We start from the raw sequence: 25249 nt of genomic DNA, 5'->3' as shown, positions 1-25249 counted from the left end.
GGTACGCCCGCCCCCACCCACCCGCACGCTCACAACTTCCCGATGTCCCCGCGAGGCATCTTCGGCGCCCGCCGAGCCGGAGTCCGCCCGCTGAGCAGAATCAACCGCGCCGCCCGATGCCGCTGCCCCGCATACGGCTCCAGCAACGACAGCATCACCGCGTCGTCCGCGTCCCGGTCCCCGGCCAGCGCCCACCCCACGATCCCCGGCAGATGCAGATCCCCCACGGTCACCGCGTCCGCCGCCCCATGACTCCGCTGCACGGTCTCCGCGGACGTCCACGGCCCCACCCCCGGCACCACCTCCAACCGCGCCCGCGCCTCCTCCGCCGGCATCGACACCGCCTGCTCCAGCCGCGCGGCGACCCGTACGACACGCAGAATCGTCGACGCCCGCTTGTCGTCGACCCCGGCCCGGTGCCACTCCCAGGACGGAATCAACGCCCACGCGCGCGGCGCCGGCATCACCCACATCCGCCCGCCGACGGGCCCCGGCGCGGGCGACCCGAACTTCCGCACCAGCGAGCGCCAGGCCCGATACGCCTCGTCGGTCGTCACCTTCTGCTCCAGCACCGACGGAATCAACGACTCCAGCACCAGCCCGGTCCGCGTCAGCCGCAACCCCGGCCGCCGATGCTGAGCGACAGCCACCAGCCGATGCCGCGGCACAAACGCGTCAGGATCATCGGCGGCACCGAGCATCTCCGGCAACCGCTCCAACAACCACGCCCCGCCGGGCCCCCAGGCCTCCCCGCGCACCTCGCCCCCAGGAGCGGACACCCGCAAGGTCCCCGGCCCGACCGGCGTAAGACTGGCCCGCCACACGGATCCGTCGGCGGTCACGCGAAAGGTGGGGTCCCCGGGACCGCGCCGCAGAGGCCCAAGCACCAGCCCGAGGTCAAGTGGCCCTTCCGGCACCCAACTCCGCATCCGCCCAGCTGCCGCCGAAGCCTGTCGAGGCACGACAACATCCCCACCCCGCACAGTCGTACGAGTGGGCCGATGAACGAAACGTCCGGCCACAGAAGAGTCCTACGAGCCTAGGTGGTAGCGCCCCTTAGGGGCGCGGGGAACTGCGCGCTCAGCCACAAACAACCCGCACCCGCAAACGAGACGAGCCCCACGGCGATTCACCGCACCTCGATAAACGCCCCCGCATCCCGCGCAGCGCGAGCGCCCGGCTCACCCGCCGCATGCCCCACAGCCACCGCCCCCATCGGATCCCACCCCTCCGGCAGCCCCAACACCTCCCGCACGACATCCCGGCAGAACATCGTCGAGGACACCCACGCCGACCCCAACCGCTCCCCGGCAAGTGCCACCAGGAAGTTCTGCACACCCGCCCCCACGGCCACCACGAACATCTCCCGCTCGGCCCCGTCCCGCCGCGCGTCCCCGTACGTGTGCGACCCGTCCATCACGAGACACGGCACCACGAGATACGGCGCCCCCCGCAACACGTCCCCGCGCCGCACCCGCTTCGCGATGGACTCCTCGGACTTCCCGTCCCGCCGCAGATCCGCGACCCACGCGTCCCGCATCGCGTCCAGCAACGCACCCCGCGACTCCGCGGACTCCAGCAGCACGAACCGCCACGGCGTCGTGTGATGCGGCGCCGGCGCGGTCACCGCCGCGGCCACGGCCCGCCGTACCGCACCGGGATCGACCGGCTCCTCCGTGAAGGCCCGCACCGTACGACGCTGGGTCACCGCCTCCCGTACCGCCTCCGACGTCCCCAGCCGGAACATGTCGTCGCGCCCACCCCGCACCATGGCCCGCGCCCCCGTCCCGTCGCCCTCGGAGGTCACGACATGCGGCAGCCCCCGCACCACCGCGACCGGCAACCCCGCGGCCTTGCCCTTGACGAGATCACCGGCGGCGGCCAGTTCGTCCGCCGTCGCCACGACCGTCGCGCTGAGCGGATTGCCGTAGGCATCCGTGCCCCCGCGCAGATCGTCCAGTACATGCACCCCGGCGGCGCCGATCGCGACATCCGTGAGCCCCGTGCGCCAGGGCCGCCCGAAGGTGTCGGTGACCACGACCCCCACGTCGACGCCGAGCGCGTCCCGCAGCCCGTCGCGGATCGCGCGCGCGGACGCGTCCGGGTCCTCGGGCAGCAACAGCACTGTCCCCGCAGGGGTGTTGGAGGCGTCGACCCCGGCGGCGGCCATGACGAGCCCCTGCCGGTTCTCCACGATCCGCAGGGGACCGCGCCGCGCGACGACCCGTACGGTCTCGGCGTCGATCGCGGCCTCCCGGTCGGCCGCCTCGACGATCCGCCCCTCCGCCTTGGACACGATCTTCGAGGTGACGAGGAGTACGTCCCCGTCGACGAGCCCGGGCTCGGCGGCGGCGATCAGCTTGGCGAGGTCGTCGCCCGCCGCGACCTCCGGCATCCCGGGCACGGCCCAGACCCGGTAACCCTCCACCGGCGGCACCTCGCTCATGCGGCCCGCACCTCCTCCGCCAGCGCCAGCGCCTCCCGCGCCATCCGCGCGGTCGCCTCGGTGTCGGTCATCATCAGCGGTACGGCCCGGCAGCGGATCCCGGCCGCCTCGACGTCCGGTACGGAGGCGGCGTCCACGGTGTCGACGAGCCAGCCGTCGAGCAGCCCGGAGCCGTAGTGCTCGGCCACCGCGGTCGCCGTGGACTCCACGCCCACCGCCGCGAGCACCTTGTCGGCCATCCCGCGCACGGGCGCGTCCCCGACGATGGGGGAGAGGCCGACCACGGGCACCCCGGCCTCGGCGATCGCCTCCCGGATGCCGGGCACGGCGAGGATGGTGCCGACGGACACGATCGGGTTGGACGGCGGGAAGAGGATGACGTCCGCCTCCGCGATCGCCTCCAGGACACCGGGCGCGGGCTTGGCCTGCTCGGCCCCGACCGGTACGACGGCCTCGGCGGCGACCGAGGCGCGCAGCCGTACCCAGTACTCCTGGAAGTGGATCACCTTGCGTTCGCCGTCCAGTTCGACGGCGACATGCGTCTCGACGCGGTCGTCCGTCATGGGGATCAGCCGCACCCCGGGCTGCCAGCGGTCGCACAGCGCTTCGGTGACCGCGCTCAGCGGATAGCCGGCGCCGATCATCTGCGTCCGCACGATGTGCGTGGCGAAGTCCCGGTCGCCGAGCCCGAACCACTCAGGCCCGACCCCGTACGCCCCGAGCTCCTCCTTGAGGTGGAAGGTCTCGTCGGCACGCCCCCAGCCCTGCTCCTCGTTGATGCCGCCGCCGAGCGTGTACATCACCGTGTCGAGGTCCGGGCAGACCTTCAGCCCGAAGAGGTGGATGTCGTCCCCCGTGTTGCCGATCACCGTGATGTCGGCGTCCGGCACGGCCTGCTGAAGACCGCGCAGGAACCGGGCACCACCGATACCTCCTGCAAGAACCACAATGCGCATGGGGACAAGTCTTGCAGGCGGGTGTGACAACGCGGCAGGCAGTCGTCGCATCGCGGTCGGACGGCCACCGCGTCCCGGGCCGGACGGCCGTCGCCTCGCCTCAGGCGGTCACGGCGTCGACCGCTTCCGCGCCGTCGCGCCGCGCGCACGCGGTGTGCATCGGCATCTCGGTCAGACCGGGGAAGTAGACGTGCAGGCTTATGGCCGGTTCGAGGGTGTCGTTGACGACCTCGTGGACGTACCCCGGCGCGAACACCCGCTGCGCGCCCGCCCCCAGCGTGCGCGTGCCCCGCTCGGTGCGCTCGGTCAGCGTGCCGTCCAGGACGGTCAGCACACCGGAGGAGGGGCCGTGGTCGTGCAGTCCGCTGCCCTGTCCGGGCACCCAGGACAGCAGCCACACCTCGTAGCCGGGGCCGGTGCTCAGCCGGTGGTACCAGCGGGTCGTCGCGTCGTACTCGACGAGGTGTTCCCACTGGGTGCGGTCGGCGGCGACCGAGCGCGCCAGGCCGACGAACTCGGCCACGGTGGCCGGGTGTTCGCGCGCTGCCTGGAGGAGGTGCGGGACTTCGAGGATGTCGCCGGCGATCTGGAGGTCGCTGTCGCTGTTCATGGGGGTGCGGTGGTTCCTCGGCGTAAGAAGTAACGGCGGGGGCTGGGTGTCACCAAAAGAAGAGAAAGCAGGTGGGGCCGGAGCGCGGAGGGCTCAACAGCCGGAACAGCAACAACAGCTACAGCGAGCCTGGGCAGCACCGAGGGACCCGGCGGAGCGGGTCGAGGTGAGTGCCGAGTTCGCGAGCATGCCCACAAGAACATCGGTTCACACCCGCACTGTCAACTCGACACCCGGTATGTGGGACATGTTTCACCTCATCCGGTTCATCTGGGAGGTGAAAGGTTTGTTCAGGAGGCTATCGGGACACATGGCGCACAACCGGGCGCACAAACCCCGTTGGAACGAGATCGAACTCCTGAGCGTCCTCCCCCGTACAGGCCCTGTCCCGGGGTAGGAGGCCCACGAGGGTCTCCGCTGCCTGTCAAGGTTTATGCCGATTTGAACACTTTCCGCTAGGCCTTGGTTCCGCAGAGTGAATAAGGGGCCCAATAGCAGATCTCGGCTTGACTCGCCCGGAGCAGCACACTTGTAATTTCACTCGTGTCGTTCAGCCGACATCGGTAACGGCTACATCACGGGGACGCGAAAGACAGACGAGGGGCGCACATGACCGAGCTGGTGCAGCAACTGCTGGTCGACGACGCGGACGAGGAACTCGGCTGGCAGGAGCGCGCGCTGTGCGCCCAGACCGACCCCGAGTCCTTCTTTCCCGAGAAGGGCGGCTCCACCCGCGAGGCCAAGAAGGTCTGCCTCGCCTGCGAGGTCCGCTCCGAATGCCTCGAATACGCCCTCGCCAACGACGAACGCTTCGGCATCTGGGGCGGCCTGTCCGAGCGCGAACGCCGCCGGCTCAAGAAGGCCGCCGTCTGAACCGCACGGCACACCTCGGGACATACCTCGGGACCTACTGAACGGCCCGTCGCGACTGGGTTATCCACAGGCGGCGGGCCGTCGCTGTGCCCAGCCGATAGTGTGGGCGCTCGTCCGAGACGTACCGCAGTCCCCTCGGGACGCATGCGTCCACCGCAGTCCATCGAACCGGGGCCCGTACCTCGATGTCCGTGCACAGCCACACGGCAGCCCAACACGACGCTGCCACTCCTGAGTTCCCGCGTCACGTAGTCACCGCGGTGCTCGTCTCCCACGACGGCGCCCGCTGGCTGCCCGACGCGCTCGCCGGGCTGCTCGGCCAGGAACGCCCCGTGCAGAGCGTCATGGCCGCCGACACCGGCAGCGCGGACGACTCCGCCCAGTTGGTCACCGACACCCTCGGCGCCGACCGCGTGCTGCACCTCGCCCGGCGCACCGGCTTCGGCCAGGCCGTCGAGGAGGCCAACCGCACCGCCCCCGTGCTGACTCCGGACGACCTGCCGTACCTGAAGCGCCCCAGCGGCTGGGACCCCGTTACGCGCACCTGGCGCGACGACGCCTACGACATGCCGGAACTCCCGCACGGCGAGCCCGTCCAGTGGCTGTGGCTGCTGCACGACGACTCCGCCCCGGAGCCCGACGCCCTGGCCCAACTGCTGCGCGTGGTGGACCAGGAGTACGAACTCGGCCGCGAGGACGTGGCCGTCGTAGGCCCCAAGCTGCGCGGCTGGTACGACCGCCGGCAGCTCCTGGAGGTCGGCGTCACGATCGCCCACTCCGGGCGCCGCTGGACCGGTCTCGACCGCCGCGAACAGGACCAGGGCCAGCACGACCACGTACGGCCCGTGCTGTCCGTCTCCACCGCCGGGATGCTGATCCGGCGCGACGTCTTCGACGAACTCGGCGGCTTCGACCGCCGGTTGCCCCTGATGCGGGACGACGTCGACCTGTGCTGGCGCGCCACCGCCGCGGGCCACCGCGTCCTGGTCGCCCCCGAGGCGGTCGTACGGCACGCCGAGGCGGCCTCCCGCGAGCGCCGCGCGGTCGACTGCGCGGGCCGCACCGTCGCCTCCCCGCACAAGGTCGACAAGGCCGGCGCCGTCTACACCCTGCTCGTCAACAGCCGTACGGCCGTGCTGCCCTGGGTCCTCGTCAGGGTCGTCGTCGGCACCGTGCTGCGCACCCTCGGCTATCTCGTCGGCAAGGTCCCCGGACAGGCCCTCGACGAGATCCGCGGCCTCCTGGGGACCCTGCTGCGCCCCGAGCGGATCATCGCCGGACGGCGCAGGCGCGGCACCCCGCAGATCGACAAGGCGGAACTGCGGCCGCTCTTCCCGCCGCCCGGCGCGACCCTGCGGGCCACCTTCGAACAGGCCGCCGCCAGCTTCGTCGACACCTCCGACCCCGAGATCACCTCGGGGGCCGGCCGGCACGGCGGCGCGGTCGAGTCCGGACCCGGCGGCGACGACGCGGACTTCCTGGAGATCGAGCAGTTCGCGCGTGTGAAGCGCATCGCCCGCAAGCCCGGCCCGGTGCTGTTCCTGGTGCTGCTGCTCGTCTCCCTCGTCGCCTGCCGCGACCTGCTCGGCAGCGGCGCGCTCACGGGCGGCGCGATGCTGCCCGCACCCGGCGACTCCGGCGAACTGTGGTCCCGCTTCCTGGACTCCTGGCACCCGGTCGGCGCCGGCGGCACCCCGTCCGCACCGCCGTACCTCGCGTTCGTCGCGATGCTCTCCTCGCTGCTGTTCGGCTCGACCGGCCTCGCGGTCACGGTCCTGCTGGTCGCCTCGGTACCGCTGGCCGGGTTCACCGCCTACTTCGCCTCCCGCCCGCTCGTCGAGTCCCGCCTGCTGCGCGCGTGGGCGGCCGTCGTCTACGCCTTCCTGCCCGCCGCCACCGGCGCCCTCGCGGGCGGCCGCATCGGCACCGCCGTCCTCGCCGTGCTGCTCCCGCTGGCGGCCCGCGCGGGCATCGCAGCCAGCGGTCTGACGCACTCCTCGGGCGCCCGCGGCAGCTGGCGCGCCACCTGGGCCTACGCCCTGCTCCTGACGGTCACCACCGCCTTCACGCCGATCATCTGGCCCATCGCCCTGATCCTCGGCATCGCGCTGCTGGTCGTCCGCAGGAGCGACATCACCGCCTACGGCCTGCGCTTCCTGGCGCAGCTCGGCACCCCGCTGCTGATCCTGGCGCCCTGGTCGCTGACGCTCCTCCCGTTCGGCTTCTTCCAGCAGGCCGGCCTGGAGTACGGCTCCGGGTCCGCGTCCCCCCTCGACCTGCTCGGCGCCAGCCCCGGCGGCCCCGGCACGGTCAACGGCCTGATGCTCATCGGCGTCGTGCTGGCCGCGCTCGGCGCCCTGCTGCGCGGCGAGCGCGCCTTCGGCATCCGGGCCGCCTGGGGCGTCGCCCTGGTGGGCCTCGTCTTCGCCGTCCTGTCCAACAGCTCAACCTGGGCCGGCCCCGCGACCCTCGTCTACGGCCTCGCGCTCCTCGCCGCCGCCGCGCTCGGTGCCGACGGGGCACGCGCGCGTGTCGCCGAGCAGAGCTTCGGCTGGCGCCAGCCGGTGGCCGTCCTGATCGCCTTCGCCTCGGCCGCAGGACCGCTGCTCGTCGCCGCCGGCTGGATGCTCGGCGGCGCCGACGGCCCCTTGGAGCGCCGCGACCCGACCCAGGTGCCCGCGTTCGTCGCCGAGGAGAGCGACACCCAGGACCAGGCCCGCACCCTCGTCCTCGACAGCGACTCCGCCGCCCACGTCGGCTACATGCTGGTGCGCGGCTCCGGCGCCCGCATGGGGGACGGTGAGTTCGCCGCGGCGGACGGCGAGAACAGCCGGCTCGACAAGGTCGTCGCCAACCTCGTCGCCGGCTCCGGCGCCGACCAGGCCGACGAACTCGGCGGCTTCGCCGTGCGCTACGTCCTCGTCCACAAGGGCGCGCCCCGCGAGGTCAGCCGTGTCCTGGACGCCACCCCCGGCCTCAGCAGGCTCAGCCAGGCCGACGGCAGCGCCCTGTGGCGGGTCAACGCGCAGGTCTCCCGCGCGGCCATCGTCGCCGGTACCGCCGCCCCCAAGCCGGTCGCCGCGGGACCCGTCGACATCCACACCACGATCCCGTCCGGCGCCACCGGCCGCGTCCTGCGCCTCGCCGACACGGCCGCCGCCGGCTGGACGGCCACCCTGGACGGCAAGCCGCTCACCCGCACCACGGTCGACGGCTGGGCCCAGGGCTTCCAACTCCCCGCCACCGGCGGCCGGTTGGATGTCACCTACGACGACCCGATCGGACACACCGCCTGGCTGTGGACCCAGGGCGCGCTCGCCCTCGTCCTCGTCGTGCTCGCCCTCCCGGGCCGCCGCCGTGACATCGACGACGACCTCCCGGAGGAGGAGCTGATCCCGGCCCAGGCGGTCGCGGGCGAGGGCCGCAGGGCCCGCCGCCTGCGCGCCCAGGCCGAGACCGAGGCCGCCGACCAGGCGGACGAGACGGCGGACATCGCGAGCACCGGGGAGTTCGACGCGTTCGGCTCGGGCACCACACCTCCTCCTGCGGAGGAGGAGGTCGCCGCCGCGATCCCGCAGCAACAGTCCTACGGAGAGTGGGACGCCGCGAGCTACGCGGGCGCCGAGTACGGCACCTACGGCGGCGAGCAGTACCAGGCCGACCAGCAGTACCCGGCGGGCACCTACGACCAGTCGTACCAGGCGGACCCCTACCAGGGCGGCCAGTACGACCCGTACGCCTACGGCGGCCAGCCCCCGGCACCGGGCTACGACCCGACGTACGAACAGGGCTACGACCAGAACCAGGGGCAGGGCCAGGGCTACGACCCGAACTACGACCCCGCCTACGACCCGGCGTACGACCCCGCCCAGCAACATCCGCACGGCAGTGAGCGCCCCGACGGGAGCCAGCAGTGAACCGCACCACCCTGTCCTTCCTCGCCGGCGTGGCCGCGCTCGCCGCCGTCACCGGGTTCGCCGAGATGAAGACACCGGCCGCGCCCGGCACGCACACCGCCGAGGCGGCCGCCCAGCTGCCCGTGGAGCGCACCAGCCTGCTCTGCCCGGCGCCGAGCACCTCCGACCTCGCCGACACGTCGTACACGTCCTTCACGCCCGTCACGACGGGCACGGACGACAGCGGCAAGGCCGAACTCCAGGCCGCGGGCCAGCAGTCGGGCGACGGCACGAGCAGCAAGAGCAAGAAGAAGCCCGCCAAGCCCGTCCTGACGCCCAAGACCCCCGGCACGCCGGCCACCGGCGACAGCTCCGGAGCCGACTCGCCCGCGCTGCTCGGCACCGCCGAGGGCAAGTACGCGCCCGGCTGGACCGTCCAGGAGACCACCGAGGTCGCCGCAGGCAACGGACGCGGCCTCCAGGGCGTCAACTGCACCGCCCCGGACACCGAGTTCTGGTTCCCGGGCGCCAGCACCTCCGCCGACCGCACCGACTACGTGAACCTCACCAACCCGGACGACTCCGCCGCCGTCGTCGACATCGACCTCTACGGCAAGGACGGCGACCTCAAGTCGACGGTGGGGGAGGGCATCACGGTCGAGCCGCACGCCGACGAGCCGATCCTGCTCTCCACGCTCACCGACGACCAGGAGACCGACCTGACCGTGCACGTGGTCGTGCGCAGCGGCCGGGTCGGCGCGGCCGTGCAGGCCCTCGACGCCAAGCTCGGCGGCGACTGGCTGGCCGCGTCCACCGACCCGGCAGGCAGCCTGGTCATGCCGGGCATCCCGAAGGACGCCACCTCGGTACGGCTGATCGCCTTCACGCCGGGCGACTCGGACGCCGACCTGAAGGTGCGGCTCTCCTCGCCCACGGGGATGATCACGCCGGCCGGGCACGAGACCGTGCACGTCAAGGCGGGCATGACGGTCGGCGTCGACCTCGGTGACGTCACCCGCGGCGACCCGGGCTCCCTGGTCCTGACGCCGACCGACCAGTCCGTGCCGGTCGTCGCCGCGCTGAAGGTCGTACGGGGCAAGGGCAGCAAGCAGGAGACGGCGTTCATCCCGGCGACCGGCGCGGTCGGCACGCGCGCGACGGCCGCCGACAACAGCAGCAAGGGCTCCACGCTGTCCCTGGTCGCGCCCACCCGCACCGCGACCGTCAAGGTCACCGCGTCCGCCGGCAGCGGCGGCGGTACGCCCGTCTCGAAGACGTACACGATCAAGGCCGGCACCACACAGGACGTCGAACTCCCGGTCCCCGGCGGCCTGAAGGGCACCTACGCGCTGACCGTCGAGCCCCAGTCGGGCGGCCCGGTGTACGCGGCCAGGACGCTCTCGGCGACCGAGGAGGGCGTACCGGGCTTCACGATCCAGACACTGCCCGACGACCGGGGGACGGTGTCGGTGCCGCAGACGGACGAGGACCTGTCGGTCCTCCAGAAGAAGTAGCCGTCCGCGACCCCACGCGCGCGGGGAGGGTCAGTCCTCCCCGTAGCGCGGATCGACGGTCTCCGGGGTGAGGCCCAGCAGTTCGGCGACCTGCTCCACGACGATCTCGTGGACCAGGGCCGCGCGTTCGTCGCGCCCCTTCGTGCGGATCTCGACGGGCCGCCGATAGATCACCACGCGCGCGGGCTGTCCCTCACGGGCGGCGATCGTGCCCCCCAGGGGCACCGACTCGTCGTTCCAGCCCTCGCCCGCACCACCCAGTCGAGGGACTTCCAGGACGAGGAAATCGATGTCGGCCAGCTGCGGCCAGCGTCGCTCCAGACGCTCCACGGAGTCCTGCACCAGATCCGCGAACGCCTCGGCCCGGCTCGCGGCCAGCGGAACCTGCGGCGGTGCGATCGGGCCGCGCATGCCCCGGCCGTGGCGATCGCGGCGGCGGGGCCCGGGGCCGGCGGCGGGGGGCGGTACGGGGGTGTCCATCACTGGTGAAGCGTAGTCCCCGTCAGGTCCCGCCGCCGGACTCCACTCGCCGTCCGGCGCTCGGGCGCCATGTCGCCGGATGACCATTCCAGCCAAGCTTGGGCTCGATTCCGTATGTCTCCAAGACCGTCGCTCTCAAGGCAATTGACGGTGTTTGTGCCGAGTCATGACCGGACCCGACCCCGTTCGAGATCTCGAGAAGGGGTGTTCGCGCAGGTCAGTGACGTGTTGTCGGAGAGGTGTGTGGGGCGTTTCACAACCCGACACGGTGGAGTGACCTGGGGGAGAGTCGTCGCGGCCCGCTCAAGAGTGCGGTACCGTCCAACGTCGTGAGCCCTGTACGTCGCTGTTCGCGCACCGCTTGCGGCCGGCCCGCCGTCGCGACGCTGACGTACGTCTACGCCGACTCGACCGCGGTCCTCGGCCCGCTCGCCACCTACGCCGAACCCCACTGCTACGACCTGTGCGCCGAGCACTCCGAGCGCCTCACCGCGCCCCGAGGCTGGGAGGTCGTCCGCCTCCTCGACAGCTCCGCTCCGGCCCGCCCGAGCGGCGACGACCTGGAAGCGCTTGCCAACGCTGTGCGTGAGGCGGCCCGCCCGCAGGAACGGGCGGCCGGGGCGGGTGGCGGAGGCGGTGCCCGCACGGCGGACCCGATGGAGGTCGCCCGCCGGGGTCATCTGCGGGTGCTGCGCTCGCCGGACAACTGACGGGGCCTGCCCGGGAGTTCGTTCAACGATCCCCACCGTGACCGCGCCCCCTGTGAGGGACTCGCCGCGTGTGGCGTTGCCCGGAGCCCAGGTAAGAGTCTGTGGACGGCCTGGTTTCCGCACGTCGCGCTGTCGGTCCCTGCGGGTAGTTTGGGGCGACCGATAGGACTTTCTGGAGGGTTGGCCGTGTCTGCTGATTTGTCGCAGCTCGTGAAGGCGTACGACGTACGGGGCGTCGTCCCGGACCAGTGGGACGAGTCCTTGGCCGAGTTGTTCGGGGCGGCCTTCGTCCAGGTGACCGGCGCCACCGCGATCGTGACCGGGCACGACATGCGGCCCTCGTCCCCCGGGCTGTCCGCCGCCTTCGCGCGCGGGGCGGCGGCGCGCGGTGTCGACGTGACCGAGATCGGCCTGTGCTCCACGGACCAGCTGTACTACGCCTCGGGCGCTTTCGGCCTCCCGGGTGCCATGTTCACGGCCTCGCACAACCCGGCGAAGTACAACGGCATCAAGATGTGCCGTGCGGGCGCGGCCCCCGTCGGCCAGGACACCGGCCTCGCCGAGATCCGCCAACTCGTGGAGTCCTGGCTGGACTCGGGCGCCCCGGAGGTCTCCGGCCCGACGGGAACGATCACAAAGCGGGACACGTTGGAGGATTACGCGGCGCACCTCCGCGGCCTCGTCGACCTGACCTCCATCCGCCCCCTGAAGGTCGTCGTCGACGCGGGCAACGGCATGGGCGGGCACACGGTCCCGACCGTGTTCGCCGGCCTGCCGCTCACCCTGGTCCCGATGTACTTCGAGCTGGACGGCACCTTCCCGAACCACGAGGCCAACCCGCTCGACCCGGCCAACATCGTCGACCTCCAGGCGCGCGTCCGCGAGGAGGGCGCCGACCTCGGCATCGCGTTCGACGGCGACGCGGACCGCTGCTTCGTGGTCGACGAGAACGGCGACCCGGTCCCGCCGTCCGCGATCACCGCCCTGGTGGCCGCCCGCGAGCTGGCGAGGAACGGCGGCAAGGGCGTGATCATCCACAACCTGATCACCTCCTGGTCGGTCCCCGAGGTCGTCAAGGAGAACGGCGGCACACCGGTACGCACGCGCGTGGGCCACTCCTTCATCAAGGCCGAGATGGCGAAGTCCGGCGCGATCTTCGGCGGCGAGCACTCCGCGCACTACTACTTCAAGGACTTCTGGAACGCCGACACGGGCATGCTGGCCGCCCTCCACGTCCTCGCCGCACTGGGCGGCCAGGACGGCCCGCTCTCCGCCCTCGTGGCCCAGTACGACCGTTACGTGGGCTCCGGCGAGATCAACTCCACGGTCGACGACCAGGGGGCCCGCCTCGCGGCGATCCGCGCCGCCTACGAGGGCCAGGACGACCTGACCCTCGACGAACTCGACGGCCTCACCGTCACCTCCGCCGACTGGTGGTTCAACGTCCGCCCCTCCAACACGGAACCCCTGCTGCGGCTCAACACGGAGGCGCGGGACGAGGCGACGATGGGGAAGGTGCGGGACGAGGTGCTGGGGATCATCAGGGGCTGACGGTTTCTTCTTCGCGATGCCGGTCGGGTGGTTCCGGCCCGTCCGGCGTTCGAGGACGAGACCGTTCCGGCCGGAGCGGGGTCTGGGAGCGCGGCCCCAGGTCCGTCGGCCCCAACCCCGGCAAGCACTTCCCACCGGCGGTAACCTGACCAGGCACATCCGCACGCACCGTCGTAGCCCCAGCCCTCGGAGGGACACCCCATGCCGCTCGAAGCCGGCCTCCTGGAGATCCTGGCCTGCCCGGCCTGCCACGCCCCCCTCAAGGAGCAGGACACCGAGCTGATCTGCACCGGTGAGGACTGCGGCCTGGCCTACCCCGTACGGGACGGCATCCCCGTCCTCCTCGTCGACGAGGCCCGCCACCCCGCGTAACCGACGACGACGCGATCGGAGGCCGCCGCCCATGCTCGACGAATCGCTGCTCGACTCCCCGGACGCACTGGCCGAGGCCGACCGCCGAGCCCTGCTCCGCGGTGCCGCCGAAGCCGGCGCGAGGGTGCGCACAGCCGCCCGGCACGCCGCCGAGGCCGGCGTCCACGACCTGAAACCGGACGGCCGCCCCCGCGCCATCCTGATCGCGGGCCCCGGAGCCGCCGCCACCTGCGTCGCCGACCTGCTCGGCAAGCTCGCCGGCGCCAGCAGCCCCGTCACCCGCCTGGCACCCACCGGAGTGGCCCCCGCCGCCGGCGCCCTGCGCTGGGAACTCCCGGGCTGGGCGGGCTCCGTGGACCTGCTGCTGATCACCACTCCGGACGGCAGCGAACCCGGCCTGTCCCTGCTCGCCGAGCAGGCCTACCGCCGCGGCTGCACCGTCGCGGCCGTGGCCCCGTCCCGCAGCCCCCTCACGGAGGCCGTGGACGGCGCCCACGGCCTCTTCGTACCGATGGCGACCGCGCCGTACGAGCACGACGAGCCGCTGGCCGCCTCCGCCCCCGGAGTCCTCTGGGCGCTCCTCACCCCGCTGCTCGCGCTGCTGGACCGCACAGGCCTGCTCAGCGCGCCGCCGGAGGCCCTGGAGAAGGTCGCCGACCGTCTCGACCAGGTCGCCGAACGCTGCGGGCCCGCCGTCGTGACGTACAGCAATCCCGCCAAGACCCTGGCCGCCGAACTCGCCGACTCGCTCCCGGTGATCTGGACGGAGGGTGCGTCGGCCGGTCCGGCGGGCCGTCGATTCGCCGCCGCGCTCGCCGAGTTGGCCGGCCGCCCCGCGCTGGTCTCCGAGCTGCCCGAGGCGCTCGCCGAGCACAACGCCCTGCTGGCCGGCCCGCTCGCCGCGAGCGCCGACCCCGACGACTTCTTCAGGGACCGCGTCGACGAGGCGCCCGCGCTGCACGCACGCGTGGTGCTGCTCCGGGACCGCCCGATCGGCGGCCTCACCGCCGCCCCGACCGCCCGTGACCTGGCCCTCAGCCACGACACGCCGATCAGCGAGCTGGAGCCCGAGGACGGCGGCGAGTTGGAGACCCTCGCGGAGCTGATCGCCATGACGGATTTCGCCGCCGTTTACCTGGCGCTCGCCTCGGGCGCCTGATCTTGTCGTCGAAGCCCTGACCGTCGTACAACGGCGTCCGGGGTGCGAACCCACGTCATACCTCAGTCGTACGCAGAGAGAACCGGTAGAGACTCGTATGGACCGCCTCGACAACACGATCCGCCCCTACGCCTGGGGTTCCCCCACCGCCATCCCCAAGCTGCTCGGGGTGGAACCGAGCGGTGAGCCGCAGGCGGAGATGTGGATGGGCGCGCACCAGGGCGCACCCTCGCGCACCGCGCGCGGGACGCTCGTCGAGGTCGTCGAGGCCGCTCCGGAGCGGGAGTTGGGCGAGAAGGCGGTCGCGAAGTTCGGCCCCCGGCTGCCCTTCCTGCTGAAGATCCTCGCCGCCGGCGCCCCGCTCTCCCTCCAGGTGCACCCCAACCTGGAGCAGGCGAAGGAGGGTTACGCCGACGAGGAGCGCCGGGACATCCCCGTGGACGCCCCGAACCGCAACTACAAGGACGCCAACCACAAGCCCGAACTGATCTGCGCGCTCACGGAGTTCGACGGCCTGTGCGGCTTCCGCGACCCGCTGGAGGCCGCCGAGCTGCTCGCCGGCCTGGGCGTCGACTCCCTGAAGCCGTACGTCGACCTCCTGCACGCGCACCCCGAGGAAGCCGCCCTGCGCGAGGTCCTCACGGCGATCCTCACCGCCGACCCGGAGGAGATGCGCCACACGGTCACCGCGGCGGCGACCGCCTGCACCCGCCTCGGCGGCGACTACGCCCCCTACGCCGACATCGCCCACCACTACCCGGGCGACCCCGGCGTCATCGCCGCGATGCTCCTCAATTACGTCCGACTCCAGCCCGGCGAGGCCCTGTTCCTCGGCGCCGGCATCCCGCACGCCTACCTCAACGGGCTCGGCGTCGAGATCATGGCCAACTCCGACAACGTGCTGCGCTGCGGCCTCACCCCCAAGCACGTCGACGTCCCCGAACTCCTGCGCGTCGTCCGCTTCGAGGCGAGCGACCCCGGAGTGCTGCGCCCCGAGGCGTCCCCCGACGGCGAGGAGGTCTACGAGACCCCCATCGACGAGTTCCGGCTCTCCCGGTACGTCCTTCCGGCGGGTACAGGCGTCCACGACCTCACCCTCGACACCCCGCAGATCCTGCTCTGCACGGCCGGTGCGGTGACGGCCGGCGAGTTCGAACTCGCCCCCGGCCAGTCGGTCTTCGTCCCGGCCGGCGACGAGGCCGAGGTGTCCGGAGTCGGCACGGTCTTCCGGGCCACTGTGATCGTATGACCGGGCCTGTGGATACCTGACGAGCCGCCGCCGGGCAGGGCTGCAAGAATGGCCCACCGGCAAAGGACGGGCAAAGACGGCCGGACGACCCATCCGGGCAGCTGTCCGGGGCAGACGTCCGACGCGGATGTCCGACCTGGACGTCCGGCACAGACGTACGAAGGCGAAGGGACACCGCGAACACATGAGCGCGTCAGGCGGCACCAGGGCGATCGTGGCGGCACTCGGCGCCAACCTCGCGATCGCGGCATCGAAGTTCGTGGCGTTCGCCTTCAGCGGCTCGTCCTCGATGCTCGCCGAGGGCGTCCACTCCCTCGCCGACTCCGGCAACCAGGCACTGCTCCTGATCGGCGGCAAGAAGGCCCAGCGCGAAGCCACCCCGCAGCACCCCTTCGGCTACGGCCGCGAGCGCTACATCTACGCCTTCCTCGTCTCGATCGTCCTCTTCTCCGTCGGCGGCATGTTCGCCGTCTACGAGGGCTACGAGAAGATCAAGCACCCGCACGAGATCGAGCACTGGTACTGGCCGGTGGGCGTCCTCGTCTTCGCGATCATCGCCGAGGGCTTTTCGTTCCGTACGGCCATCAAGGAGTCGAACGAACTGCGCGGCACGCACTCCTGGTCGCAGTTCATCCGTCGCGCCAAGGCCCCCGAGCTGCCGGTCGTCCTCCTGGAGGACTTCGGCGCGCTCATCGGCCTGGTCCTCGCCCTCGGCGGCGTCGGCCTGGCCCTGCTCACCGACGACGGCGTCTGGGACGGCATCGGCACCCTCTGCATCGGCATCCTGCTCATCCTGATCGCCCTGGTCCTGGCCGCCGAGACCAAGTCGCTGCTGCTCGGTGAGTCCGCCGGCATCGAGGACGTCCAGAAGATCGAGGCCGCCATCGTCGACGGCCACACCGTCACCGGCATCATCCACATGCGCACCCTCCACCTCGGCCCCGAGGAACTGCTCGTCGCCGCCAAGATCGCCGTCCAGCACGACGACACGGCCACCGAGGTCGCCACCGCGATCAACGCCGCCGAGTCCCGCATCCGCGAAGCCGTCCCGATCGCCCGCGTCATCTACCTCGAACCCGACATCTACAGCGAGTCCGAGGCCACCAAGGGCCCCGACCGCGAAGCAACCCCCGGAGGCCCGGCCCAGCACCCGGCGCCCGGACACTGACTTCCGGCACCTACGACACCAGGGCCCGCCGGGACGTTCGACGGGCCCTCCCCGTCCCGCTACCCCTGCTGCACGGGCCACGGCGCGACCGGGGCCGCCCTCCGTCGCCGTACGACGAACGCGGCGATCCCCAGGCCGATACCGACCAGGATGAGGACGACCCCGACGATGACGGCCGACCCGATGACGAAGGCGACCCTGCGATCGTCGGTCACCCGGTCCCGGACGGCGGACTCGGCCACCGTCCCCTCGTGATCGCTGGCGAAGAAACGCGAGTCCATCGCGTTCGCACGGTTGTCGCCGAGCAGGAACAACCGCCCCTTCGGGACCGTCACGTCGTACGTCTTGTGCAGACCGTCGACATCACCCTGCTTCACATAGGGCTCCGCCAGCGGCTTGCCGTTCACGGTGATCCGCGCGTCCGTGCCCGATCCCGTGCAGCACACCACCCGGTCACCGCCCACCCCGACGACCCGCTGCACCACGCTTCCGCTGAACCCGTAGCGGTCCGGCGCCGAGAACAGGACGACGTCACCGCGGTGCACCTCGCCGCCGTCCACCTTCTCGAAGATGATCCGGTCACCCGGCTCGTACGTCGGCGCCATGCTCTGGCTGCTGATGGTGGAACTCCCGTATGAGTTCCGTGCGTACAGGGTGGAGCCGAGCGCCAACACCACCCCCAACAGCCCCACCAACACAGCCGCGATCCCCAGTCCCCGCCCCTTGCCCGACATCGTTTCCCTCCCCTTACGGCACTTCCGCGGCGCAGAGAGTAGCGGGCCACTGTGAACAGACTGTGCGGGCCCGCGACCTGCCACAGCCGCGAGCCCGCCACCACTTAACCGACCTCGCTCAGCACACCGAGCACCGCCGCCTCGTCACCCGCCGCCAACAGCCGCTTCCGGAACCCGGCATCCGTCAACTTCCGCGACAGCAACGCCAGAATCCGCAGATGCTCATCACCGGCCGCCGCCTCCGGTACGGCGATCATGAACACCAGCCGGGCCTTCGTACCGTCCGGCGAGCCCCACTCGACCCCCTCCACCGACCGCGCGAACCCGACGACCGGCGCACTCACCGCGTCCGTCTTGGCATGCGGAATCGCGATCTCCTCCCCGAGCCCGGTCGTCCCCAGCTCCTCCCGCCGCAACGCGGTCGCCACCAACTCCTCGACATCCACGACCTTGCCGGTCCGCGCCAACAGCCCGGCCACCTCACGGATCGCGGCCTCCTTGTCGACCGCGTCGAGGGGCACCTTCACGGTCTGCTCGGTGAGGTAGCCGGAGAGGACTTCGGGGAGGACCTCAGAGGAGGTTTCAGGGAGGGCTTCAAGAAGGGCTTCAGGGGCGGTCTCTTCTGTGGTGAGCGAACTGCGGCCGGCCGTGGCTGCTTCAGTGCCGCCCGCCGCACCGCGCGGTCCTCGCGACCCCGACCCGTCCAAGCCGACCGCGGTACGCGAGCCCGAGCCTGAGTCGCCCGAGTTCACCCCGCTCACCTCACGCACTCCGGTAGTCGCGGCGCCCCTCGTACCGTCGCTCCCGGCGCCGGGAACTCCCACCCCGGCCCCGGCCAACACGAGCTCGGGCTCGACGGCGGCCCCGGCCCCGACCACCTGCTCCCCGCGCCGCTTGCGCTCACTCACGTCGACCAGCGCGACCGTCGTCACCGCGGTGACCGCCGTACCGATCGCCACCGCCACGAAGAACATCGGTACGCCGCTCACCGCGCCCAGCACCGCCACGATCGGCCCGCCGTGCGGCACCGCGTCCTTCACCCCGGCGAGTCCTGCGACCGCGCCGGCCACCGCGCCGCCCAGCATGTTGGCGGGGATGACCTGCGCGGGCCGCGCCGCCGCGAACGGGATCGCGCCCTCGGAGATGCCGAAGCAGCCCATGAACAGCGAGGCCAGACCGGTCTCCCGCTCCTGCTCGGTGTAGAGCCGCCGCCGTATCAACGTGGCCAGGCCCTGGCCGAGCGGCATCACCGGGATGGCCGCCGCGCACATACCCATGACGGCCTGGTTGCCGGTCGCGATGAGGCCCGCGCCGAACAGGAACGCCGTCTTGTTGACCGGGCCGCCCATGTCGAACGCGATCATCAGCCCGAGGATCGTGCCGAGCAGGATCGCGCTGGTTCCGGTCAATCCGCCGAGCCAGTCGGTCAGATGCTCGAACACCCAGGAGATCGGCTTCCCGATGACGTAGACGAAGAACAGTCCGAGCGCCGTCGTCGCCACGATCGGGATCACGATGATCGGCATGATCGGCTGGACGAACTTCGGGACCCGGACCTTCTTGATCCACAGCACCAGGTACCCGGCGAGGAACCCGGTCACGATCGCCCCGATGAACCCGGCGCCCGCCTTCGAGTCGTACAGCGCACCGGTGTTGGCGATCCAGCCGCCGATCATGCCCGGCACGAGCGCGGGCCGGTCGCCGATGGCGTAGGCGATGTAGCCGGACAGGATCGGCACCATCAGCGTGAAACCGATCACGCCGATGTTGTTCACGTCCATCCAGAAGGAGTCCTTCGGGATGACCAGACCGCCGGAGGGGTCCGGGTGGCCGCCGAGCGACAGCGAGATCGCGATCAGCAGCCCGCCGACCACGACGAACGGGATCATGTAACTGACCCCGTTCATCAGTGACTTGTACGCGAGACTCCGTTCCCTGCCGCCGGGCGCGGTTGCCGCCGCGGTCGTACCGGCCGCCGTGTGCACGGGCGCGGACCGCACCTGCTCGATCAGCCGCTCGGGATGGCGGATGCCCTCGGCGACCCCGACCACGAGGACCCGCTTGCCGGCGAAGCGGCTCAGGTCCACGTCCTTGTCCGCGGCGACGATCACGCCGTCAGCGCTACTGACATCGTTGTCATCGAGGATGTTTTCGGCCCCGATGGATCCCTGTGTCTCCACCTTCATGTCGATGCCACGGCTCGCGGCGGCCTGGGCGAGTTTCTCCGCCGCCATGTACGTGTGTGCGATGCCGGTCGGGCACGCGGTCACCGCGAGCAGCTTCAACCGCTGCTCCTCGACACCGCCGCTGCCCGTGGGGGGAGGGCCGGCCGGACTGGTCACGTCGTTCTCCTAACACCTTCGTCGCACGGAACGCCGTCCCGGGCGCCCCGCAGGATTGATCAGAGGCTCCTGATCTCCCCGCATCCTGCAACATCCACCGCCCGACTCAAAGACGCGAACGTCCCTGATCGCCCGCGTCCACCCCCTTCCTCCCAAAGCTTGTGCGGACCCCCTCGGCGCGCTCCCCGAAACCCGATCCGACGCCGGGCGCCCGCTCGGTTCGGCTGGAACTGTCCGGAGCGGACTGGGGACCGCCGGTCCTACCGGTGTAACTTGGGACGGAGCCAGACGTCGCTGCTGATGGCGGTCGGGCGGTCCCACCGCGGACCGGCCGAGGGAGAGAGGGCCTCCGACGGACTGCGCTGCGCGCACGCGGGCATGCCTGTGTCCTCCTTGGGGCACCCCTGTGTCCGCCGCCGCGCAGACCAGCCGTACCCACCTCGCCCCAACCCCGAGGAGTACCTCGCAATGACGACTGTCGACAACCGACAGGACTTCAAGGTCGCCGATCTCTCCCTGGCCGAGTTCGGCCGCAAGGAGATCACCCTCGCCGAGCACGAGATGCCCGGCCTGATGTCGATCCGCCGTGAGTTCGCCGCCAGCCAGCCGCTGGCCGGCGCCCGCATCATGGGCTCCCTGCACATGACCGTGCAGACCGCCGTCCTCATCGAGACCCTGGTCGCCCTCGGCGCCGAGGTCCGCTGGGTGTCCTGCAACATCTTCTCCACCCAGGACCACGCGGCCGCCGCCATCGCCGTCGGCCCGAACGGCACCCCCGAGAACCCCCAGGGCATCCCGGTCTTCGCCTGGAAGGGCGAGACCCTGGAGGAGTACTGGTGGTGCACGGAGCAGGCGCTGACCTGGCCGAACACCCCCACCGGCGGCCCGAACATGATCCTGGACGACGGCGGCGACGCCACCATGCTCGTCCACAAGGGCGTCGAGTACGAGAAGGCCGGCAAGGTCCCCTCCCTCGACACCGCCGAGTCCGACGAGCACCGCGTCGTCCTCCAGGTCCTGCAGCGCACCATCAGTGACGGCTCGCAGAAGTGGACCCAGGTCGCCTCGGAGATCCGCGGCGTGACCGAGGAGACCACGACCGGCGTCCACCGTCTCTACGAGATGCACCGCGACGGCACCCTCCTGTTCCCGGCGATCAACGTGAACGACGCCGTCACCAAGTCGAAGTTCGACAACAAGTACGGCTGCCGCCACTCCCTGATCGACGGCATCAACCGCGCCACCGACGTCCTCATCGGCGGCAAGACCGCGGTCGTCTGCGGCTACGGCGACGTGGGCAAGGGCTGCGCGGAGTCCCTGCGCGGACAGGGCGCCCGCGTGATCATCACCGAGATCGACCCGATCTGCGCGCTGCAGGCGGCGATGGACGGCTACCAGGTCACGACGCTGGACGAGGTCATCGACAAGGCCGACATCTTCGTCACCACGACCGGCAACAAGGACATCATCATGGCCGCGGACATGGCCAAGATGAAGCACCAGGCCATCGTCGGCAACATCGGCCACTTCGACAACGAGATCGACATGGCCGGCCTCGCGCAGATCCCGGGCATCGTCAAGGACGAGGTCAAGCCGCAGGTCCACACCTGGACGTTCCCCGACGGCAAGGTCCTCATCGTGCTGTCCGAGGGCCGCCTGCTGAACCTGGGCAACGCCACCGGCCACCCCTCGTTCGTGATGTCCAACTCCTTCGCGGACCAGACCCTGGCCCAGATCGAGCTGTTCACCAAGCCCGAGGAGTACCCGACCGACGTCTACGTGCTGCCCAAGCACCTCGACGAGAAGGTCGCCCGCCTCCACCTGGACGCGCTCGGCGTGAAGCTGACCACGCTCCGCCCCGAGCAGGCCGCGTACATCGGCGTAGAGGTCGAGGGCCCGTACAAGTCGGACCACTACCGCTACTGAGCCGACGACCCCGTCCGCTGTGACCGCGTCCGTGCACTGACGCGGTTCTCAGCGGCGGGTCCTCAGCAGCAGATCCTCCGAGGCAGGCCCCCGCACCCCCGTGCCGGGGGCCTGCCCCTTTGGTTCCTCTGGCCGGACCGGCCCGTCAAGACCCAGGACCCCGATGCCCCGCGGCCGATATTCGCTCCACGATCCGCACGATCACACCCCCTTCGCAGACGAGCACTTCCAGTGCGCCCCCGGCCCTTCCGGCTGGCGCTACGTCTCCCAGCTCACCGCCCCCTCCGGCGATCACTGCGGCTCCGTCGACCTCACCCTCGACGAACTCGGCCGCCCCATCCGCCTGGAACTCCACGCGGCGGGCTGGCAGGTGCGCGGCGCCGCCCTCGACGGCGTCACCTGGGTCCGCACCGACCCCACCGGCACCGATGCCGCCGAAGGCAATGTGCGCGCCCACGCTTTCACCGGCACCTCCCCCGCGTTCCTCATCGCCACCACCCGTCTCCTGCGCCTCACCCCTTCCTCCGCCGCGACCCGCGTCCGCCTGGTCAGCTTCACGGACCCGGTCCTCGCTCCGCGCACCGTGGACCAGTCCTGGGCTCTGCTGAAAAGAGAAACACACGGCACTGACAACGGCCCTCTGACCGTGGACGAATACCAGGTCACAGCCCTGGACACGGGCGAGCAGCACGCCGTCCACATCGCCGGCGACGTCGTGCTGGCGGCCCCCGGCATAGAGCTGGAAGAGCTGGAGTCGCCACCGTCGGTCTTCGGCTGAGCGACGCCGTTCTCCGTCGGTCGAGAGGATCTGGTCCGGCCGGTGAGGGGCTCAGGCGGGCGGCGCGAATCCGCTGGATGGCCGAGGCTCGGCGGGCGATGCCTTCTGCGGCGCCGGGGACTGCGGGCCGGGCGAGGACGGGGCGGGATCGGCTCCCGTGCCGCCCGCGGTGGGCGAAGGGGGAGTGGTTGGGGCCGACCAGCCAACGGGGGCAGGCGCGGGAGCAGAGCCTGAAGTCTGAGGAGGAGCCGCAGGCTGCTGAGGAGCCGACGACGGCTGAAGCGGTGCGTTGCCGAAGGCACCCGGCACACCGGTCCCAGGCCTGAACCCGCCGGCCTGTCCGCTCCCGAACGCCCGAGACAGCGGATAGGCGCCCGCCCCACGGTTCCCGAAGGCCCGCCGCATGTCCCGCTCCTGCCGCTCCTGCACCACGGCCGCCAGATACGCGGCCGGCGGAACACCCTGCGGCGCCGGGGCTCCCGTACGGGCCACGAGATCCGTGGCAAGCCGCTCGGCCATGGCCCAACCCACCTGCGGATCCAACTGCTGCATCCGCGTCAGGTACTGCCGGATGGCCAGCCACAACCCGTCGGGAACGGCCGACAGATCAAGCTCGGCGAAACGTCCCGTCAGCCAGACCGGCGGAGGCGGCACGACGGACGTCTGTCCGGCGGGCACCCTCTCCCGTACGACCAAAGTGCCCGCGAACACATCCCCGAGCCGCCGACCACGCGCCGAGACGAGCGAGGCGATGCAGGCGACGACCCCGAACGTCATGAGGATCTCGACCACACCGATCGCGCCCCGCACCAGCGCGTGCCGGAACCGGATCGGCCCCCCGTCGTCCCGCACCACGCGCAGCCCGAACGCCAGCTTCCCGAGCGAACGCCCATGACTCAGCGTCTCCACCGCTATGGGCGCGCCAACCAGCACCAGCACGAAGGCCGCGATAGACAGCGCGATCTGCGCCGCGTCGTCCAAAGAGGCCGTGGAGAACATCAGAGCCACGCTCACACCGATGTAGGCGGCCATGGCCACGATCAGATCGAGCAACACCGCCAGCGCCCTGCTGGGCAGCCTCGCGGGGCGCAATTCCAACGCCACCGCCTCGCCCGTCACCAGCTCACTCACGCCTGCCGCCCTTCCCCTGCCCTGCCCCTGGAACAGCCAGTCTGCCAAGCTGAGGGCACATCGCGCCCCAGTACGACAAGCTGATCCCCAACGAGCAGTCGACGAGCAGCCGAGGAGCAGGCAACCAGATGGACCTCGACGTCTTCGTCTCGGCCCACCGAGCAGAGTGGGACCGCCTCGACGCGCTGCTCCGCCGCCAGCGGCGCCTCAACGGCGCCGAGGCCGACGAACTGGTCGCCCTCTACCAGCGGACGGCCACCCATCTCTCCCTGATCCAGTCCAGTGCCCCGGACCCCCAGCTCACCGGCCGGCTCAGTCAACTCGTGGCACGCGCGCGTAGTGCCGTGACAGGAACCCGTCGAGCCTCCTGGCGTGATGTCACGCACTTCCTGGGGAACAGTTTTCCGGCCGCGGTCTACAGGGCACGCCACTGGTGGGTCCCCACCGCGCTGTTGTCGACTGCGGTCGGGATCCTCCTGGGCTGGTGGATAGGCACCCACCCCGAAGTACAGGCATCCATCGCGGCCCCGAGCCAATTGCGCCAACTCACCCGCCCCGGGGGCGAGTACGAGACCTATTACTCCAGCCACCCGGCAGCCGCCTTCTCAGCACAGGTCTGGACGAACAACGCCCAGGCCGCCGCGATGTGCCTGGTCCTGGGAGTCTTCCTGGGCCTACCGGTCCTCTGGATCCTCTTCGAGAACATGCTCAACCTCGGAGTCGGCATCGGCCTGATGTCATCGGCCGGCCGACTCGACACATTCCTCGGCCTGATCCTCCCGCACGGCCTCCTCGAACTGACGGCAGTCTTCGTAGCGGCCGGTACGGGCATGCGCCTCGGCTGGACCCTCATCGACCCCGGCCCACGCTCGCGCCGCACAGCCCTGGCCGAAGAAGGCCGAGCCGCCGTGGGCATGGCCATCGGCCTTGCCCTGGTCCTCTTCGTCTCCGGCGCCATCGAAGGCTTCGTCACCCCGTCGGGCCTCCCCACCTGGGCCCGCATCGGCATCGGCGTCATCGCCGAAGGCACCTTCCTCTCGTACGTCTACGTCCTGGGCGGCCGTGCCGTACGAGCCGGTGAGACAGGCGACGTCGAGGCATCCGAACGCAGCTCAACCGTCCCTACGGCTGCCTGATGTGCGGGCACTCCCGCTGAGCTGCTAGTCTCCTCTTCGCCCCAAAGGAGCCGTTGACACGGACCGGTCGGGGAGGTAGATTCGAACAGTTGCCTAGAACTGGATCTGGTCCGGTCGGCAGCAGCGAGTGTCTGTCTGCTTCTGGGAACTTCGATTCCAAAGAAGCCACACTCCCGATGAATCGGAAAAGAGCGGCCGGTAAGTCCGGCCCGGAACTT

20 protein-coding genes are annotated in these 25249 nt (G+C 71.2%); 12 read left to right on the top strand and 8 right to left on the bottom strand.

The features are described 5' to 3' along the window. Nucleotides 1-29 precede the first annotated feature (29 nt). From SSP08S_RS34475 to SSP08S_RS34460, 4 genes are all read right to left on the bottom strand, one after another. Nucleotides 30-1022 (bottom strand): DNA-3-methyladenine glycosylase family protein, encoded by a 993-nt coding sequence (locus SSP08S_RS34475; RefSeq protein ID WP_078532601.1) that lies wholly within the window; start codon nt 1020-1022, stop codon nt 30-32. A 107-nt stretch (nt 1023-1129) separates the two neighbouring features. Further along, nucleotides 1130-2446, bottom strand: coding sequence for a coenzyme F420-0:L-glutamate ligase (locus SSP08S_RS34470; RefSeq protein WP_019072220.1), 1317 nt, complete (start codon nt 2444-2446; stop codon nt 1130-1132). Beyond that, nucleotides 2443-3402 carry a 2-phospho-L-lactate transferase gene (gene cofD / locus SSP08S_RS34465; protein WP_026179079.1) on the bottom strand — a complete coding sequence of 320 codons (960 nt, stop codon included), beginning with the start codon at nt 3400-3402 and terminating at the stop codon, nt 2443-2445. The genes SSP08S_RS34470 and cofD overlap by 4 nt, the downstream gene beginning before the upstream one ends. A 100-nt stretch (nt 3403-3502) precedes the next feature. After that, nucleotides 3503-4012: a cysteine dioxygenase gene (locus SSP08S_RS34460; RefSeq protein WP_019072218.1), complete on the bottom strand. Its 510-nt coding sequence runs from the start codon at nt 4010-4012 to the stop codon at nt 3503-3505. A 609-nt stretch (nt 4013-4621) separates the two neighbouring features. Between SSP08S_RS34460 and SSP08S_RS34455 the strand changes: the two genes are divergently transcribed. The 3 genes from SSP08S_RS34455 (at nt 4622) to SSP08S_RS34445 (ending at nt 10295) form a co-directional block, all read left to right on the top strand. Then, nucleotides 4622-4885 carry a WhiB family transcriptional regulator gene (locus SSP08S_RS34455; protein WP_003975777.1) on the top strand — a complete coding sequence of 88 codons (264 nt, stop codon included), beginning with the start codon at nt 4622-4624 and terminating at the stop codon, nt 4883-4885. Between the two features lie 185 nt (nt 4886-5070). Further along, nucleotides 5071-8802 carry a glycosyltransferase gene (locus SSP08S_RS34450; protein WP_078532600.1) on the top strand — a complete coding sequence of 1244 codons (3732 nt, stop codon included), beginning with the start codon at nt 5071-5073 and terminating at the stop codon, nt 8800-8802. After that, nucleotides 8799-10295, top strand: coding sequence for a DUF5719 family protein (locus SSP08S_RS34445; RefSeq protein WP_019072216.1), 1497 nt, complete (start codon nt 8799-8801; stop codon nt 10293-10295). The genes SSP08S_RS34450 and SSP08S_RS34445 overlap by 4 nt, the downstream gene beginning before the upstream one ends. A 30-nt stretch (nt 10296-10325) precedes the next feature. Here the strand turns inward: SSP08S_RS34445 and SSP08S_RS34440 are convergent, their stop codons facing one another. Beyond that, nucleotides 10326-10775 (bottom strand): metallopeptidase family protein, encoded by a 450-nt coding sequence (locus SSP08S_RS34440; protein WP_019072215.1) that lies wholly within the window; start codon nt 10773-10775, stop codon nt 10326-10328. A 278-nt stretch (nt 10776-11053) separates the two neighbouring features. On the opposite strand from SSP08S_RS34440, the gene SSP08S_RS34435 reads away from it, so the two are divergent. The 6 genes from SSP08S_RS34435 to SSP08S_RS34410 all read left to right on the top strand — a co-directional run bounded on the left by SSP08S_RS34435 (nt 11054) and on the right by SSP08S_RS34410 (nt 16984). Then, nucleotides 11054-11485 carry a DUF3499 domain-containing protein gene (locus SSP08S_RS34435; protein WP_078532602.1) on the top strand — a complete coding sequence of 144 codons (432 nt, stop codon included), beginning with the start codon at nt 11054-11056 and terminating at the stop codon, nt 11483-11485. Between the two features lie 186 nt (nt 11486-11671). Next, entirely contained in the window at nt 11672-13036 is a 1365-nt protein-coding gene (locus SSP08S_RS34430; RefSeq protein ID WP_026179078.1) for a phosphomannomutase/phosphoglucomutase, read from the top strand. A 201-nt stretch (nt 13037-13237) separates the two neighbouring features. Next, entirely contained in the window at nt 13238-13408 is a 171-nt protein-coding gene (locus SSP08S_RS59760; protein WP_019072213.1) for a Trm112 family protein, read from the top strand. A gap of 31 nt (nt 13409-13439) precedes the next feature. Further along, nucleotides 13440-14567 (top strand): SIS domain-containing protein, encoded by a 1128-nt coding sequence (locus SSP08S_RS34420; RefSeq protein WP_019072212.1) that lies wholly within the window; start codon nt 13440-13442, stop codon nt 14565-14567. Nucleotides 14568-14664: 97 nt separating this feature from the next. Beyond that, nucleotides 14665-15816 (top strand): mannose-6-phosphate isomerase, class I, encoded by a 1152-nt coding sequence (manA, locus tag SSP08S_RS34415; protein ID WP_019072211.1) that lies wholly within the window; start codon nt 14665-14667, stop codon nt 15814-15816. 184 nt (nt 15817-16000) lie between these two features. Further along, nucleotides 16001-16984 carry a cation diffusion facilitator family transporter gene (locus SSP08S_RS34410; protein ID WP_026179077.1) on the top strand — a complete coding sequence of 328 codons (984 nt, stop codon included), beginning with the start codon at nt 16001-16003 and terminating at the stop codon, nt 16982-16984. Nucleotides 16985-17043: 59 nt separating this feature from the next. Here the strand turns inward: SSP08S_RS34410 and lepB are convergent, their stop codons facing one another. After that, complete coding sequence (lepB, locus tag SSP08S_RS34405) at nt 17044-17718, bottom strand: signal peptidase I (protein ID WP_019072209.1); 675 nt, start codon at nt 17716-17718, stop codon at nt 17044-17046. Between the two features lie 104 nt (nt 17719-17822). Continuing rightward, on the bottom strand, nt 17823-20060 hold the full coding sequence (locus SSP08S_RS34400) for a fructose-specific PTS transporter subunit EIIC (protein WP_019072208.1): 2238 nt from the start codon (nt 20058-20060) through the stop codon (nt 17823-17825). Between the two features lie 468 nt (nt 20061-20528). On the opposite strand from SSP08S_RS34400, the gene ahcY reads away from it, so the two are divergent. Beyond that, nucleotides 20529-21986, top strand: coding sequence for an adenosylhomocysteinase (gene ahcY, locus SSP08S_RS34395; protein WP_019072207.1), 1458 nt, complete (start codon nt 20529-20531; stop codon nt 21984-21986). Nucleotides 21987-22149: 163 nt separating this feature from the next. Next, nucleotides 22150-22764 carry a hypothetical protein gene (locus SSP08S_RS34390; protein WP_019072206.1) on the top strand — a complete coding sequence of 205 codons (615 nt, stop codon included), beginning with the start codon at nt 22150-22152 and terminating at the stop codon, nt 22762-22764. A gap of 51 nt (nt 22765-22815) precedes the next feature. Here SSP08S_RS34390 and SSP08S_RS34385 read toward each other — a convergent pair whose 3' ends face one another. Next, on the bottom strand, nt 22816-23895 hold the full coding sequence (locus tag SSP08S_RS34385; protein WP_019072205.1) for an RDD family protein: 1080 nt from the start codon (nt 23893-23895) through the stop codon (nt 22816-22818). A gap of 128 nt (nt 23896-24023) precedes the next feature. On the opposite strand from SSP08S_RS34385, the gene SSP08S_RS34380 reads away from it, so the two are divergent. After that, the gene (locus tag SSP08S_RS34380; RefSeq protein WP_019072204.1) at nt 24024-25031 is read left to right on the top strand and encodes a stage II sporulation protein M; all 1008 of its coding nucleotides are present in this window, start codon (nt 24024-24026) and stop codon (nt 25029-25031) included. The last annotated feature ends 218 nt before the right edge of the window (nt 25032-25249 follow it).

It is taken from the genome of Streptomyces hokutonensis, assembly GCF_000376565.1.
Lineage (GTDB): Bacteria > Actinomycetota > Actinomycetes > Streptomycetales > Streptomycetaceae > Streptomyces > Streptomyces hokutonensis.
Note: the sequence above shows the minus strand (reverse complement) of the source record. Positions and strands in the feature narration are given on the sequence as shown.